At 62.7% G+C, this 14,958-nt stretch carries 11 protein-coding genes and 1 pseudogene; 3 read left to right on the top strand and 9 right to left on the bottom strand.

Going from position 1 to position 14,958, the window contains the following annotated elements:
• Nucleotides 1-109: 109 nt before the first annotated feature.
• The 5 genes and pseudogenes from HU759_RS13195 to HU759_RS13175 all read right to left on the bottom strand — a co-directional run bounded on the left by HU759_RS13195 (nucleotide 110) and on the right by HU759_RS13175 (nucleotide 7,560).
• Nucleotides 110-3,220 (bottom strand): efflux RND transporter permease subunit, encoded by a 3,111-nt coding sequence (locus tag HU759_RS13195; protein WP_170040122.1) that lies wholly within the window; start codon nucleotides 3,218-3,220, stop codon nucleotides 110-112.
• Nucleotides 3,217-4,446 carry an efflux RND transporter periplasmic adaptor subunit gene (locus tag HU759_RS13190; RefSeq protein ID WP_170040124.1) on the bottom strand — a complete coding sequence of 410 codons (1,230 nt, stop codon included), beginning with the start codon at nucleotides 4,444-4,446 and terminating at the stop codon, nucleotides 3,217-3,219. Before HU759_RS13190 ends, HU759_RS13195 begins: the two co-directional genes overlap by 4 nt.
• Nucleotides 4,439-5,677: a TolC family protein gene (locus tag HU759_RS13185; RefSeq protein WP_170040126.1), complete on the bottom strand. Its 1,239-nt coding sequence runs from the start codon at nucleotides 5,675-5,677 to the stop codon at nucleotides 4,439-4,441. Before HU759_RS13185 ends, HU759_RS13190 begins: the two co-directional genes overlap by 8 nt.
• A gap of 96 nt (nucleotides 5,678-5,773) precedes the next feature.
• Complete coding sequence (locus HU759_RS13180) at nucleotides 5,774-6,112, bottom strand: hypothetical protein (RefSeq protein ID WP_138454360.1); 339 nt, start codon at nucleotides 6,110-6,112, stop codon at nucleotides 5,774-5,776.
• Nucleotides 6,113-6,138: 26 nt separating this feature from the next.
• A pseudogene (locus HU759_RS13175) lies at nucleotides 6,139-7,560 on the bottom strand (PLP-dependent aminotransferase family protein).
• Nucleotides 7,561-7,654: 94 nt separating this feature from the next.
• On the opposite strand from HU759_RS13175, the gene HU759_RS13170 reads away from it, so the two are divergent.
• Nucleotides 7,655-8,896: a multidrug effflux MFS transporter gene (locus tag HU759_RS13170; RefSeq protein WP_170040130.1), complete on the top strand. Its 1,242-nt coding sequence runs from the start codon at nucleotides 7,655-7,657 to the stop codon at nucleotides 8,894-8,896.
• Between the two features lie 161 nt (nucleotides 8,897-9,057).
• On the opposite strand, the gene HU759_RS13165 is transcribed toward HU759_RS13170, so the two are convergent.
• Complete coding sequence (locus HU759_RS13165) at nucleotides 9,058-9,963, bottom strand: hypothetical protein (protein WP_170040132.1); 906 nt, start codon at nucleotides 9,961-9,963, stop codon at nucleotides 9,058-9,060.
• Between the two features lie 411 nt (nucleotides 9,964-10,374).
• Between HU759_RS13165 and HU759_RS13160 the strand changes: the two genes are divergently transcribed.
• Entirely contained in the window at nucleotides 10,375-11,058 is a 684-nt protein-coding gene (locus HU759_RS13160; RefSeq protein ID WP_003219726.1) for a response regulator transcription factor, read from the top strand.
• The gene (locus tag HU759_RS13155; RefSeq protein WP_099550136.1) at nucleotides 11,036-12,430 is read left to right on the top strand and encodes a HAMP domain-containing sensor histidine kinase; all 1,395 of its coding nucleotides are present in this window, start codon (nucleotides 11,036-11,038) and stop codon (nucleotides 12,428-12,430) included. The genes HU759_RS13160 and HU759_RS13155 overlap by 23 nt, the downstream gene beginning before the upstream one ends.
• A 238-nt stretch (nucleotides 12,431-12,668) precedes the next feature.
• Here HU759_RS13155 and HU759_RS13150 read toward each other — a convergent pair whose 3' ends face one another.
• The 3 genes from HU759_RS13150 to HU759_RS13140 are packed head-to-tail and all read right to left on the bottom strand — an operon-like array spanning nucleotide 12,669 to nucleotide 14,927.
• Nucleotides 12,669-13,079, bottom strand: coding sequence for an SRPBCC family protein (locus HU759_RS13150; RefSeq protein ID WP_186618288.1), 411 nt, complete (start codon nucleotides 13,077-13,079; stop codon nucleotides 12,669-12,671).
• A 28-nt stretch (nucleotides 13,080-13,107) separates the two neighbouring features.
• Nucleotides 13,108-13,905 carry an SDR family oxidoreductase gene (locus HU759_RS13145; RefSeq protein ID WP_138452549.1) on the bottom strand — a complete coding sequence of 266 codons (798 nt, stop codon included), beginning with the start codon at nucleotides 13,903-13,905 and terminating at the stop codon, nucleotides 13,108-13,110.
• A gap of 17 nt (nucleotides 13,906-13,922) precedes the next feature.
• Nucleotides 13,923-14,927 carry an aldo/keto reductase gene (locus HU759_RS13140; RefSeq protein ID WP_099550137.1) on the bottom strand — a complete coding sequence of 335 codons (1,005 nt, stop codon included), beginning with the start codon at nucleotides 14,925-14,927 and terminating at the stop codon, nucleotides 13,923-13,925.
• Between the last annotated feature and the right edge of the window lie 31 nt (nucleotides 14,928-14,958).

Here is a 14,958-nt window from a genome sequence, read left to right as displayed (position 1 = left end):
CGGAGCGTCCAGGGCTGCATTCCCACGCAGAGCGTGGGAACGATCACACTCGGTGTGTCTGATACATCGAGGTGATGCTATCGCAGGCAAGCCAGCTCCCACATTTTGTTCAGCGCTTGGCTTTTGGGCGGCGCATCAGTTGGTAGGCTGCCGGAATCACAAACAGCGACAGCAACGGCGCCGTCAACATCCCACCAATCATCGGCGCAGCAATGCGGCTCATGACTTCGCTGCCAGTCCCACCTCCAAGCAGAATCGGCAACAACCCGGCGATGATAACGGCCACGGTCATCGCCTTGGGCCTCACCCGCAACACCGCCCCCTCAGTAATGGCCGCCAGCAAATCACCATCCTTACGCTCAGCCCAGGCGTTTTTCAGGTACAACAGCATGATCACCCCAAACTCAGCCGACACCCCCGCCAGCGCAATAAACCCCACGCCCGTGGCCACCGACAAATTGAAGCCCAGCCAGTAGAGCAACCACACACCGCCAGTCAGTGCGAACGGTAAGGTGCCCAGAATCAGCACCGCCTCATCCACGCGGCGAAAGGTCAGGTACAGCAGCACAAAGATGATCAGCAAGGTAGCCGGCACCACCAGCTTCAGGCGCTCATTGGCCCGCTCCAGAAACTCGAACTGCCCCGAATAACTGAGGCTCATGCCCGGCTGCAAGTGCACCTGCTGCTCAATCGCCGCACGCAAGTCCTTTACCACTGAAGCCAGGTCACGGTCACGCACGTCGATATACACCCAGCCGGAAGGCCGTGCGTTTTCGCTTTTGAGCATCGGCGGGCCGTCACTGATCTTGAGCCTGGCCACCGTGCCGAGGGTGATCTGGCTGCCCTGCGGCGTGTAGATCGGCAGGCTGCCCAGCGCCTGCAGCGAGTCGCGCCACGCCTTGGGGTAACGCAAGCTGATGGGGAACCGCGCCAGACCTTCGACCGTTTCGCCAATGGTTTCACCGCCAATCGCGCCCGCCACAATCGACTGCACATCGGCGATATTCAGCCCATATTGCGCAGCGGCCGAACGGTCGATATCCACGTCGATATAGCGCCCGCCGGTCAACCGCTCAGCCAGTGCCGAACTCACACCGGGCACGGTCCTGGCAACCTTCTCCACAGCCTGGGTCACCGCGTCGATCTGCATCAGGCTGGCGCCCGCGACCTTCACACCAATCGGGCTTTTGACGCCGGTGGCGAGCATGTCGATGCGGTTGCGGATCGGCGGGATCCAGATATTGGTCAGGCCCGGCACCTGCACCACACGGTCCAGCTCCTTCACCAGTTTTTCCGGGGTCATGCCGGGGCGCCATTGGTCCTTGGGCTTGAACTCAATCGTGGTTTCAAACATCTCCAGCGGTGCCGGGTCGGTGGCGGTTTCGGCGCGACCGGCCTTGCCGAACACGTGCGCCACTTCCGGTACGGTCTTGATCAGCCGGTCAGTACGTTGCAGCAACTCACCGGCGGTTTGCGTCGACAGCCCCGGCAGCGCCGACGGCATGTAGAGCAAGTCGCCCTCGTCCAGCGGCGGCAGGAACTCACCACCAAGTTTCGTCACCGGCCACAGCGCGCTCGCCACCATCAGCAGCGCCACCAGCAAGGTCAGGCGCGGCCAGCGCAGCACCGCATCGAGGGCCGGCTGGTAGAGTTTGATCAAGCCACGATTGAGCGGGTTGCGCTGCTCATCGGGAATGCGCCCGCGAATCCAGTAGCCCATCAACACCGGGACCAAGGTCACCGACAACCCGGCCGCTGCCGCCATGGCGTAGGTCTTGGTGTAAGCCAACGGGCCGAACAGCCGGCCTTCCTGGGCTTGCAACGTGAACACCGGAATAAACGACAACGTGATGATCAGCAGGCAGAAAAACAGCGCAGGCCCTACTTCCACCGCCGCGTCGGTCATGACCCTCCAGTGGTCCTCACCTTTCAGTTCCCGGCCAGGATTGGCGTGGTGCCAGGCCTCGATTTTCTTGTGGGCGTTTTCAATCATCACCACCGCCGCATCCACCATTGCGCCGATGGCAATCGCGATGCCGCCGAGCGACATGATGTTGGCGTTGATGCCCTGAAAGCGCATGACGATAAAGGCGATCAATACGCCCACCGGCAGCGAAATAATCGCCACCAGAGATGAACGCAGGTGCCAGAGAAAAATCCCGCACACCAGCGCCACCACCAAAAACTCCTCCAACAGCTTGTGGCTGAGGTTATCCACGGCGCGGTCGATCAACTTGCTGCGATCGTAGGTGGTGACAATATCCACGCCGGGCGGCAGGCTGCTTTTCAGTTGTTCCAGCTTGGTCTTGACCGCTGCAATGGCCTCACGCGCATTTTTGCCGCTGCGCAGGATCACCACGCCGCCGACGGCTTCGCCCTCGCCGTCCAGCTCACTGATGCCCCGACGCAGGTCCGGGCCAAGTTGAATGTTTGCCACGTCGCCAAGGCTCACCGGCACGTTGTTGGTGCCGAGCCGCAGGGGAATCGCGCGAAAATCCGCCAGGGTTTTCAGGTAGCCGGAGGCGCGCACCACGTATTCGGACTCGCCCATGTTCAGCACCGAGCCGCCGGTTTCCTGGTTGGCCTTGTCGATAGCCTCTTTGACCTGCGCCTGGGTAACGCCGCGACTCGCCATGGCCAGCGGGTCGAGCTGTACCTGGTACTGCTTGACCTGGCCGCCGATGGTCGCCACTTCGGCCACATTCGGCAGGGTCTTGAGTTCGAACTTGAGGAACCAGTCCTGCAGCGCACGCAGTTGCGCCAAGTCCTGCTGGCCGCTGCGGTCCACCAAGGCGTACTGGTAGATCCAGCCCACCCCGGTGGCGTCCGGCCCCAACGATGGCTTGGCCGATGCGGGCAGCCGCGCCTGCAATTGGCTGAGGTATTCCAGCACCCGCGAGCGCGCCCAATACAGGTCAGTGCCTTCGTCGAACAGCACGTACACATAGCTGTCGCCGAAGAACGAAAAACCGCGCACGGTCTTGGCGCCCGGTACCGACAGCATGGTGGTGGTCATCGGGTAAGTGACCTGGTTTTCGACAATTTGCGGCGCCTGGCCCGGGTACGGCGTGCGGATGATCACCTGCACATCCGAGAGGTCCGGCAAGGCATCCACCGGCGTATTTTGCGCCGCCCACACGCCCCACGCGGTGATGAACAAGGTCGCGAGCAGCACCAGAAACCGGTTGGCCACCGACCAGCGAATCAGCAAGGCGATCATGGCTGGGCTCCTGGCTGCATGCTCATGCCCGACATGTCGGATGTTGGCGCGGTTATACCGCTTAAACTGGCTTCGGAATCGAGCAGGAATTGGCCGGAGGCGACCACCTGCTGGCCTTCTTGCAAGCCGCCGAGGATCACGGTTTGGTCCTGATTTTCTACGCCCACTTCAACCTCTACCGGGCGATAGCGCCCGCCCTCCTCGGCCAGCATCACCAGCACGCGCTTGCCGGTGCGGATCAAGGCTTCACTGGGCACTTGCAACACCGCTTGCCCGCTGGTTTGCGCCAGGCGCACCTGCGCGGTCATGCCGGGACGCAGGTTGCCGTCGGGGTTGGGCAACTCGACACGCACTTGCACAGTACGGCTGTCCATGGCGGTGGCCGGCAAAATCGCGCTGATGGTGCCGTCGACGGTTTTGCCCGGCAAACCGACAAAACGGCTCTGCACGGTTTGCCCCACGGCCAAGGTCGAGCCCTGGGCTTCGGGCACGGCAACCTGCAGCCACACCTGATCCAGGCCATTGATACGCGCCAGGGTCTGCCCTGCCGCCAGCGTCATGCCTTCGCGCACCTCCAAACTTTGCAGGGCGCCGCTCAACGGGCTGGTGACGGTCAACACCGACTGCACCCGGCCGCTGCGCTCCATCTGCTGGATCAACCCGGTCGGCATGCCGCTCAGACGCAACCGTTGCCGGGCTGCCGCGATCAACCCACTGTCGCCGCTGTGGCGCAGGCTCAGAAATTCTTCCTGGGCTGGCGCCCATTCGGGGATCAACAGGTCTGCCAACGGCGCGCCGGCCTTGAGCACATCACCCGGTGCCCGCGCATAGACGCGCTCGACGAACCCGGCAGCCCGCGCCTGCACCACCGCCACGTCACGGTCGTTGAACGCGAGGATGCCCGACAGCTCCAGGGTCGACGTCAGCACACCCCGGCTGACGCTCGCCAGGCGCACGCCGATGTTCTGGGTTTGCCTTGGGTCAATCTGCACTGCCGGCGTATCCGCAGCCGCCGTGCCTTCGGCATAACGCGGCACCAGTTGCATGTCCATAAACGGTGACTTGCCGGGTTTATCGAACTTCTGCTGCGGGTACATCGGGTCGTACCAGTACAGCGCCGGTTTGTCGTCCTTGGGTGCAACAGACGCCACCGAGAGAAATTGCGCCAGCCCATAGCCCGCGCCCAGACCCAGCAGCACCAGTGCTGCGACAATTGGATTATTCATGACTGGGTTCCCCGTAAGCGAAATACAGCTGGGCGCCGATCAGGGCGCGCTGTTCGATGGCATCAATCTGTTTGAAGCGGGCCTCGACCAGCTCACGGCGAGCGCCGACCACCGTGAGCAAATCGCCCTTGCCGGCGCGATAACCGGCCAGGCTGAGGGTGACTTTTTCTTCGGCCAGCGGCACCAGGCTGTCCTGGCTGCGCTGCACGGCGCGGTCCAGGCGCTGGTAAACCGCCAGGTCGTCGTCGAGCATCTGCGTGTGTTCGCGGGTGGCGGCTTCGCGTTCGGCGTCGAGTTGGTCCAACTCGGCCTGCTTGGCCGCGATGCCTGGGCTTTGTCGGCGACCGGGAAAGATCGGCAGGTCAAAACTCAATTGCAGCGTGACCATGTCGCCGTACTCACGGCTGCGGTGCCCGTAGTCGACTTCCCAGCTCCAGTCCGAGGTCTTTTGCGCCTTGGCCTCCTGCACGCGCGCCTGCGCCTCGCGGGTGCGCGGCACGAAGGCTTGCAGTTCGGGGTGTTGATGCAGGTTGTGGCTGTAGCCGTGGCTGTCGATGCTCCAATTGGGTAACTGGCCGCTGGGGGCTTGATTGGCGGCGGCGCCGATCCAGCGCTTGAGGGCAGCGCGGGCCTGGGCACGTTGCTGGGTCAGCTCGTCCTCACGGCCCGCCAATTCGGCGGCTTCCTGTTTGGGAATCACCGCATCGGACGCCTGGCCGCGCCCGCCGGCCAACTGCGCGCGCACGCTGTCTTGCAGCAGGCGGTTCTGCTGATAGAAGTCTTGGAACAAGGCCTCTTTGCGCTCCACCGCGTAAGCACGGATCCACGCCTGCGCAGTGGCCTGGCGCACGTTAAGGCGCTCGATGCGCCCTTCGGCGACGGTGCGTTCTATGGTTGCATCAGCCAGCTCGACCCGGGCTTTGCGCTTGTCGCGGCTGGGCACCTGTTGCTGCAGGCCGATCATTTGTTGCGTCATGTCATCGCCATACAACGTGCCGCGATTCGGCCCGCCGATGGGAAAATTCTGCAGGCCCACCAGCAGTTTCGGGTCGGGCAATTCGCCGGCCGGAATCGCCGCGTGTGTCGCGGCTTGCAGCTTGGCGGATTCAGCCACCAGCGAAGGCGCGTTGTTCTGCGCCAGGCGCAGGGCCTCATCCAGGGTCAGCGCCGAGGCGAGCACCGGCCACACCAGCACGCCCACCACCAGGGCGCGCACATAGAGGGAATTCATCGTAAAGATTCCTGATCTGTTCCACTGCTCGCCGCGTTATGCGGCCCACAGCAAGGCCATCCCGCAATGGGGATGGGTTTTCAGATGCAACAGGAATCAGCTACGCGGCGGGCGCCAGACGCCGGAGGGCGTGCGGTCGGGGATAAAATCAGATGTGTGGCCGATGGCCAAAGGATGAGCGCGTGCCAGCGGTGCCTTGAGCACCGCCAGGGACAATTGCAGCAGGCCGCCGGTCTTGCATTCCTGGCCCGGCTTGCAGACTTTGCCGTGATCAAAGCCGTCCTGGCAGCAGTCGGGGCTCATGTCGGTCATCACCTGCATGTCTGCCATCTTCATCGGGCACGGCTCGGTGCTCGACGGCACTCCCGCCATCCCGGTCAGGGGAAGCGTGAGGCTTAACAGCATGACCAGGATTAAACGCAGGAGGCGGCTCATGGGGCGCGAGTCTAGCCAAGGGGCGGTTAAGCCGCCATTAACAATTTCGTGAGAACTCGGCCGTGAAAACGAATCTGCGCCAGGGTCAGCGCGGTGTAGCCGATGATCACCGCAGGCGACAGGCTGGCCTCGTCACAGAACTTGCCCAACGGCTGCAAAGTCAGGCCGACGGCGGCAGCGCGGCTACAAAAATCCGCCTCGCAGACGCCTGCCGGCAACCACAGCACAAAATGCAACCCGGCCTGCTGGCCGCTGACCGTGCAGCCGTCCGGCAGGCAGGCGAGCAATGCATCGCGGCGCGCCTGATAAGCCTGGCGTGAAGCGCGCAAATGACGCACAAACGCCCCACTGCCCAGGAATTCGACCAAGCCCAATTGATCCGTGGCGCCCACCGAATGCCCGGTCCATTGTGAAGTGTGCAATAACGCAGGCCGCAGCGCCCTGGGCACCACCATGAAACCCACACGCAAGCCGGGAAACAGGTTCTTGTTGAAGCTGCCGCAATAGATTACCCGGTCGCCGGAATCGAGGGATTTGAGCGCGGCCAGCGGCGCGCTGTTGTAGTTGTATTCGCTGTCGTAATCGTCTTCGACCACCCAGGCGTCAGCGCGAGCAGCCCAGTCCAGCAATGCCAGGCGGCGCGAGACCGACAAGGTCATGCCCAAGGGCGCCTAGTGGGCAGGCGACACGTAAGCCAACCGCGCCGTGGCTGGGAGTTGGTCGGTGTCGAGGCCTTCGGCCGTGACCGGGATCGATTGAACCTGCGCGCCAGCCAGGCTGAACAGGCGCCGCGCAGGCTTATAGCCTGGGTCTTCGACGCATGCCGTGTCGCCGGGTTTGAGCAGCGTGCGCGCGATCAGGTCGAGGGCGTGACGAATGCCCGTGGTGACAATCACCTCATCCGCCTCGCAGTGCATGCCGCGGTAACTGCGCAGGTAGTCGGCGATTTTCTCGCGCAACGCCGGTAACCCGGCCGGGTGCGCGGCCTCCAGCGCACCCGGCCCCGCCGACAGCAAGCCACGGGAAATACAGCGTGCCCAGGTTTTCAAGTCGAACAGACTGGCATCCGGGCGCCGGGCCACAAAAGGCACGTGGCTTTGCACGCCGGCGTCGGGCTGATCAGGCACGGCCAAGCGGCGCGGTTTGCTGCTCGGCGCCGGGGCCGCGATAAACTCCTCGGGGATCACTGCACTCACCCGCGTGCCGGAGCCCGCCACGCGCTCGACATACCCCTCGCTGTGCAAGCGCTCGAACGCCGCCTCCAGGGTGCCACGCGACACCAACCAACGCTCGGCCAGGCTGCGGGTCGAGGGCAAGCGGCTGCCCACCGGCAACTGGCGATTGAGGATGGCGGCGCGCAACGCGTCATAGGCACCCTGCTGCTTGCTGACGTCCAGCGTATCCGGGCGCGGCAAGTCCAAGATGGCGGCGGTTTTTCCTCGGCGCATAAGTGGTCCAGTGTTTTAAGCCATAAGCGGCTCAAAGAATTAAACCACAAAGTCGTTAGAGTTCAGGCTCTACTCGTTAGCAAAGAAGCTTCCCATGACTCAACGCGCCCTCTCCACCGGGTTCTGGCTGGTCCTGCTGACCGTGCTGATCGCCCTGCCCCGTCTCACCCTCGACCTGCACCTGCCAGCCTTGCCCGCCATGGCCGACTACTTCCACAGCAGCGACAGCCAACTGCAATTGACCCTCACGCTGTACACCTTGGGTTCGGCGATTTCCCTGCTGGTCAGCGGCCCGTTGACCGACCGCTTCGGCCGGCGCCCGGTCTTGCTGGCCGGGCTGCTGCTGTACGTGGTGGCGACGGTGACCTGCGCCCAGGCCGACAACCTCGGCGTGCTGGTGATCGCCCGGCTGTTCCAGGCCCTCGGCGGCTGCTGTACCACGGTGATCGGTCGGGTGATCGTGCGCGATTACTTCGACCGCCACGAACAGGCGCGTCTGCTCGGCCTGATCTCCATGGCCATGGCCATCTCGCCGATGGCCGCGCCGGTGCTTGGCAGCCTGATGCTGCCCTTGATCAACTGGCGTGGCTTGTTTGGGCTGCTGGCCGTGATCGGCGCCGTGCTGTACCTGGTGGTTTACCGCCGCCTGCCGGAAACCCGCCCGACCGAAGTTGCCGCTGCGCCGCCGAGCAACCTGCTGCGCGTGTATGGCCAACTGCTGCGCGACCGCTATTTCCTGCGGTACGCCTTGGCCATCGGCTGTGTGTACAGCACGTATTTTCCGTTTATCAGCGAGTCGTCTTCGCTGTTGCAGCGCGGCTACCAACTGACGGCCACGGAATACGCGCTGGTATTCGCCGCGACGATCAGCGGCTACATGCTCGGGGCGAACCTGTTTCGCCGTTTGGTATTGCGCTTCGAGCCCGACCACTTGATCAACGCTGGGATCGGCCTGAATGTGCTGGGCAGTGTTTTGCTGGCGATGGCGACCCTCGCGCTGCCGGGAGAATGGCTGGCGATTGTGCTGCCGATGGTGGTGATCATGGTGTCGGTGGGGATGGTGATTCCGGCCTGCCAGCTGTCGGTGCTGCAGCCCTATGGCGCGATTGCGGGGACGGCGTCGGGGTTGTTCTTTTTTATCCAGATGATCCTGACGGCGGTGAGCAGCTGGGTGACGGGGTTGTTGTCGGATGGCACTTCACTGCCCTTGGTGATCATGACCGCAGCGGCGAGCGCGCTTCTTATCACAAGCTGGCTGACATTACACAAAACCAAATGTGGGAGCGGCGGTGCGACGACTCGACTTGCCCGCGATAGCGGTGTGTCAGTTAGATAAACCATCAACTTACACTCCGTCATCGCGGGCAAGTCGAGTCGTCGCACCGCCGCTCCCACAGTTAACCTGAATCAGTGCATGAAAATCGCGATCAGGATGATCACCGGAATCGGCACGCCGAGGAACCACAGTAGTAATGAGCGCATGATGTTCTCCTTGAATTAACGAACGTAGTTTTCGGTTTCGACGTACACCACAGCATCCCGACGACGACCGCCGAAGGTTGCTGCGAAGCTGGCAAAGAACGCGCCGATCAACAGGGCCACAAAGGTCCACAGCGAGGTGTAGGCAGCGACTTTGGCGGCAGTATCGGCCGCTTGCTTGGCTTTGAGCTTGGCATCGTCAATGGCTTTACGGGCTTCGCCGTAGACCTTGTCGATACGCGCTCCGGCGTCGGCCTGGCTGAGGTTGGTGCGCTGGCTGATCAACTGGGCCAGGTAGGCACGGTCCTCCGGTGCCAATTGGCCGTCGTTGCTCAGGGTGCGGGTGAGGATGCGTGCGACCACGCCGTGTACCGCGTCATCGCTGACGGCAGCTGGGCGGTCATCGCGGAACAGGCTGTCGACGTAGTAGTCGAAGTCGCCGCTGTTGGCGCCCTTGGCTGCGCTACCGGCGGCCTGGCTGATGCCGCTGGCGGCACCTGCTGCGACACTGGCACCGGCTTTCACGCCGCCACTGACCACGCTGCTGACCGAACCGACCACCAGTACCGCGGTGACCAGGGTTGCGACGGCCCAGGCGAGGAAACCATGGGCCGTGTCGCGAAAGTACACTTCATCGCCATGCATATTCGCCCACTTCACACGCAACCGGCCGGCAATGTAACCGCCCAGGCCCGAAGCGACGATTTGGGTGAATGCCAGCCAGATAATCGTGGAAATACCCAGCCCCTTGGCGCTCATGCCGCTGTCGGCCCACGGCGACACCGCCGAAAAGCCCAGGCCGAAGCCCAACAGCACCAGGATAAGCGACAGTGCAGCCGCCGCAGCGGCCCCGGCAAAGATTGCGCCCCAGGAAACCCCAGAGCGCGCGCTTGACTCTTGCAGCGTGGATGACGATGTGATCATTGTTGTTTTGCTCCCGGCAGGAAAAATAGTGTTACAAGTCTCAAAAGGGACAGTGCAGGCAGCGTGCCAGCCGGGCCAAAAATTAAAATCATGTTATTTCAACGAGTTAAGTAATTTGAACTTCGCAGGACCGTGCAACTTGCAAGAAACAGCAGTGGCGGGCGTGCTTTATGCAATCTCCCTGCAAACCCGCTCACTGTGGGAGCTGGCTTGCCTGCGATAGCGGTCTTCCAGGTTGATATTTTGTCTCTGACACACCGCTATCGCAGGCAAGCCAGCTCCCACAATGATTGTGTGCAACCCGGATATTTGTGGTGGTTTTGCCAAGATGAAGTTTAATTTAGGAAACATTCAGCTACTTCTTGGCAAAATGACCCCACTTCTAGTGTGAATCGCTCACCAGGTAATCCTATGACCCGTATTTTGACCATCGAGGATGACGCCGTAACGGCCCGCGAGATCGTCGCCGAGCTGAGTAGCCATGGACTGGACGTGGATTGGGTGGACAACGGCCGCGAAGGCCTGGTCCGCGCTGTGAGTGGTGATTACGATCTGATCACCCTCGACCGGATGCTGCCGGAGCTGGATGGCCTGGCCATCGTCACGACCCTGCGCACCATCGGGGTGTCGACGCCGATCTTGATGATCAGCGCCCTCTCCGATGTCGACGAACGCGTGCGCGGCCTGCGGGCCGGTGGTGATGACTACTTGACCAAGCCGTTCGCCTCCGACGAAATGGCTGCCCGTGTCGAAGTCCTGCTGCGGCGCAAAAGCACGGTCAAGGAGTTCGAAACCGCCCTGCGCGTGGCCGACCTGGAACTGAACCTGATCAGCCGCGAAGCCAGCCGTGCCGAGCAGCCGCTGAGCCTGCTGCCCACCGAATACAAACTGCTTGAGTTTCTGATGCGCAACACCGGGCAGATCCTGTCGCGGATGATGATCTTCGAGGAAGTCTGGGGTTATCACTTCGACCCGGGCACCAACCTGATTGATGTGCACATCGGTCGCCTGCGCAAGAAAATCGATCCACCGGGCCTCACACCGCTGATCCGCACGGTACGAGGTTCCGGTTATGTCATTGCTGAACCCCTCTAAGGGCTGGCGCTCCTCCAGCAGCCGCTTGCTGGCGCTCTACAGTTCGCTGTTCGTGGCCTGGAGTTGCATCCTCATGGGGGTGCTGTATTTCGAAGTCTCGGGTTACCTGGGCGACCTCTCCCGCCACTCGTTGATGCAGCGCCAGCACTTGTTTCAGCGTTTCGACGGCGAAGAACTGGTGGAAGCCCTGACCACCAGCATGACCTTCGACATGAAGGGCGTGGACGCCTATGGCCTGTTCGATGAGCAATTTCGCCCCCTGAGCGGGCCGATCCGCGCCGTGCCACCGGACTTGCCGCTGGATGGCAAGATCCACGCGCTGGCCAATTGCGTCGAGTCCGACGACCCCAAACTGCCCAAAGACAGCTGCGACGCCGTCGCCACCCACACCGAAGACGGCCGCTGGCTGGTGCTGGTGCGAGCCAACGGTTCGCTGTTCGGCGTCACCCGGATAATCTGGCATGCACTGCTGTGGGCGCTGTCGTTGACGATTATTCCCGGCGCGGCCGGTTGGCATTTGCTGCGCCGCCGCCCGCTGCGGCGTATTCGCGGGATCCAGGCCAGCGCCGAGGCTATCGTCGCCGGCGACCTGACCCACCGTTTGCCGCTGTCGAATCGCCGTGATGAGCTGGACATGCTCGCGGCCATCGTCAACGCCATGCTCGACCGCATCGAGAAGCTGATGAACGAGGTCAAGGGCGTGTGCGACAACATTGCCCACGACCTGCGCACCCCGCTGACACGCTTGCGCGCGCAGCTTTACCGCATCAAGCAGGAAGCCGAGGAAAACTCGGTGTACGCGGTGAAGCTCGACGACGCCATCGCCGAGACCGACACGCTGATGGCGCGCTTTCGCGGGCTATTGCGCATCTCGGAGCTGGAAGACCACCAGCGCCGCTCGGGTTTCCTGGTAATGGACCCGTTGCCACTGCTGCGCGAGCTGCATGACTTTTATCTGCCGTTGGCCGAGGAAGGCGAATTGCAGTTGCGCCTCGAAGTGCCCGAAGCGCTGCCGTGGATCACCGGCGACCGTGCGCTGCTGTTCGAAGCCTTGGCCAACCTGCTGAGCAACTCGATCAAGTTCTCGCCCGCCGGTGGCGAGGTGATCTTGCGTGGTGTGAATGACGGCGGCAGCACGCGCATCGAAGTGCACGACTCCGGGCCGGGTATTCCGGCGGCGGAACGTGATGCGGTGTTCCAGCGTTTTTATCGCGTGGATGAAAGCGACCAGCAAGGCGGCTTCGGTTTGGGCCTGTCGATTGTGGCGGCGATCATCAACTTGCACGGGTTCAAGCTGGAGGTTGGCAGCAGCCAGCGTGGCGGTGCGCGGTTGGTGCTGGAGTGTCGGCAGCAGTTGATGCCCGAAGCCTGATCGTTCCCACGCTCCGCGTGGGAATGCAGCCCAGGACGCTCCGCGTCCCACAGCGTGACGCGGAGCGTCACAAGAGGCATTCCCACGCAGAGCGTGGGAACGATCATCTCCAGCCCCTACAAAACCTTGTGGGAGCTGGCTTGCCTGCGATGACGATGTACCCGGCAAATTTGCAGTGCCTGACACTCCGTTATCGCAGGCAAGCCAGCTCCCACATTGGAACGGCTTTGCCGGTTAGTTAGAAGTTGGCGCGCAGCGCTTCGAGGCCGCCGCTGTAAACACCGGTGAACAACTCTTCCACCGCCGCGTCCGTGGTCCCGGCTGCCGGGGTGAACACGCCGGACCAGGTCACTTTCGCCGAGCTGTCGGTGAGCGCCTCAACCTGCAAGGTCGCAAGGTAAGCACTCGCCGGAAACGGCGATTGCTCGATGGTGTAGCTGTAGCTGCGCGCCACGTTATCAAAACGCTGCAAACGCTCGACTACCACACCGCCATCTGCGGTTTGCAGGTGGCGCACGCGCCCGCCCTCGCTCGGCTCGCTCTTGACGATAAACGGCAGCCAATCCGGCAGCGCGTTGAAGCCACCGACCAATTGCCAGACCTGATCGGCCGAAACCGGGATTTCAATTACAGAAGAAGCTGTCGCCACACTAAATACTCCAGGAAAAATAAAGACTTCAGATCGCCATGCTGTCGACCACACCACCGTCGACCCGCAGCGCAGCGCCTGTGGTTGCAGAGGACAGCGGTGAAGCAATGTACGCCACCAGGTTCGCCACTTCATCCACATTTGCCGCGCGCTGGATGATCGAGGTCGGCCGTGCGTTACGTACAAATACGTCGGCCTCGTCCCGCGCACTGCGCCCGGACTTTTGTGTGGAGTCCTTGAGCATCTGCTCCAGGCCGTCGGTAAAAGTCGGCCCCGGCAGCACTGCGTTAACCGTCACCCCGGTGCCCGCCAAGCGCTTGGCCAGGCCATGGGAAACCGCGAGGTTGGCGCTTTTGGTCACGCCGTAGTTGATCATGTCGGCCGGTGTGGCCACGCCGGACTCCGACGACACGAAGATCACCCGCCCCCAGCCCTGCTCGACCATGCCGGGCGTGTAATGCCGTGCCAGGCGCACGCCGGAGATCACATTGACCTCATAGAAGCGCGTCCACTCGCTGTCGGGCGCATCAAAGAAATCCACATCGTTGAAGATGCCGAGGTTGTTGACCAGGATGTCGGCACGCGGTTCGGCGGCGAACAGTTTCGCGGCGCCTTCGGCGGTGCCAAGATCCGCCACCAGCCCGCGCAGATCAGCGCCCGGCACCGCCTGGCGAATGCTTGCCAGCGCATCGTCGACCTTGCCCGATTCGCGCCCGATCACCACCACGGTGGCACCGCAGGCGGCCAGCGCCTGGCTGATGCCCAGGCCAATACCGGCGGTGCTGCCGCTGACGATAGCTACTTTGCCGCTTACATCAATGTTCATCGGTGGTACTCCTGAAGTTAGAGCGGCAGAGGCGCACGGGCCGAAATCAACCGGGCCTCGCGCAGCGCCTGCCAGAAGGCTGCCGGGATCTTCTCTGACAACGCCGCAACGTCTTCGGCAATCCGCCCCGGACGACTGGCACCTGGAATCACCGCCGCCACGGCCGGATGCGCCAGGGAAAATTGCAGGGCTGCGGCTTTTATACTTACCCCAAACGCCTGGGCAATCGCCTTGATCTGCTCGACTTTATCGATGATCGCGGGGCTCGCCTGCTGGTATTCGAAGTGCGCGCCACCGGCCAGAATGCCGGAGCTGTAAGGCCCGCCGACGACGATCTCGACATTCTGCGCCAAGGCTGCGTCCATCAAACGCTGCAAGGCACGTTCGTGGTCCAGCAAAGTGTAGCGGCCGGCCAGCAGGAAGCCATCGGGCCGGGCTTCGCTGAGGTCAAGGGTCAACTCGCAGGGTTCAACGCGGTTGACGCCCAGGCCCCAGGCCTTGATCACGCCTTCTTCGCGCAGGCGGGTCAGCACCTTGAAGGCGCCGGTGCGGGCCTGGTTGAAGTAGTCCAGCCATTGGTCGCCGTAAAAGTCCTGGGCGATGTCGTGAATCCACACGATGTCCAGGCGGTCGGTTTGCAGGCGCTCGAGGCTGTCTTCGATGGAACGCAAGGTGGCGTCGGCACTGTAGTCATTGAGCATCTTGTTGGGGCGGCCGTGTTCGAACACGCCGCTTTTTTCGCCGAGGTCGCGGGCGCTTTCTTCGACTTCATCGAGAATCACCCGGCCAACTTTGGTGCTGAGCACGAAGTCATCGCGGTTGTACTGAGACAGCGCATGGCCCAGGCGGATTTCCGACAGGCCCGAGCCGTAGAAGGGAGCGGTGTCGAAGTAACGCACGCCGTGATTCCAGGCAGCCTCGACGGTGGCCTGGGCTTCGTCTTCGGCAATTGCGCGGAACATATTGCCCAGCGGTGCGGTGCCGAAGCCCAGCGGGCCGGGCAATTTGTCTTTCAAGCTCATGGTGGGTCCTCAATCGGTTGTGGGTCGCTGT

It is taken from the genome of Pseudomonas sp. OE 28.3 (assembly GCF_014268205.2).
GTDB classification, from domain to species: Bacteria; Pseudomonadota; Gammaproteobacteria; order Pseudomonadales; family Pseudomonadaceae; genus Aquipseudomonas; species Aquipseudomonas edaphica.
Note: the sequence above shows the minus strand (reverse complement) of the source record. Positions and strands in the feature narration are given on the sequence as shown.

Bases quoted from the DNA above. Each gene is read 5' to 3' on its own strand.
- HU759_RS13155 (WP_099550136.1), top strand. From the start codon at position 11,036: ATGTCATTGCTGAACCCCTCTAAGGGCTGGCGCTCCTCCAGCAGCCGC.
- HU759_RS13160 (WP_003219726.1), top strand. From the start codon at position 10,375: ATGACCCGTATTTTGACCATCGAGGATGACGCCGTAACGGCCCGCGAG.
- HU759_RS13185 (WP_170040126.1), bottom strand. From the start codon at position 5,677: ATGAATTCCCTCTATGTGCGCGCCCTGGTGGTGGGCGTGCTGGTGTGG.
- HU759_RS13145 (WP_138452549.1), bottom strand. From the start codon at position 13,905: ATGAACATTGATGTAAGCGGCAAAGTAGCTATCGTCAGCGGCAGCACC.
- HU759_RS13195 (WP_170040122.1), bottom strand. From the start codon at position 3,220: ATGATCGCCTTGCTGATTCGCTGGTCGGTGGCCAACCGGTTTCTGGTG.
- HU759_RS13170 (WP_170040130.1), top strand. From the start codon at position 7,655: ATGACTCAACGCGCCCTCTCCACCGGGTTCTGGCTGGTCCTGCTGACC.
- HU759_RS13165 (WP_170040132.1), bottom strand. From the start codon at position 9,963: ATGATCACATCGTCATCCACGCTGCAAGAGTCAAGCGCGCGCTCTGGG.
- HU759_RS13140 (WP_099550137.1), bottom strand. From the start codon at position 14,927: ATGAGCTTGAAAGACAAATTGCCCGGCCCGCTGGGCTTCGGCACCGCA.
- HU759_RS13190 (WP_170040124.1), bottom strand. From the start codon at position 4,446: ATGAATAATCCAATTGTCGCAGCACTGGTGCTGCTGGGTCTGGGCGCG.
- HU759_RS13180 (WP_138454360.1), bottom strand. From the start codon at position 6,112: ATGAGCCGCCTCCTGCGTTTAATCCTGGTCATGCTGTTAAGCCTCACG.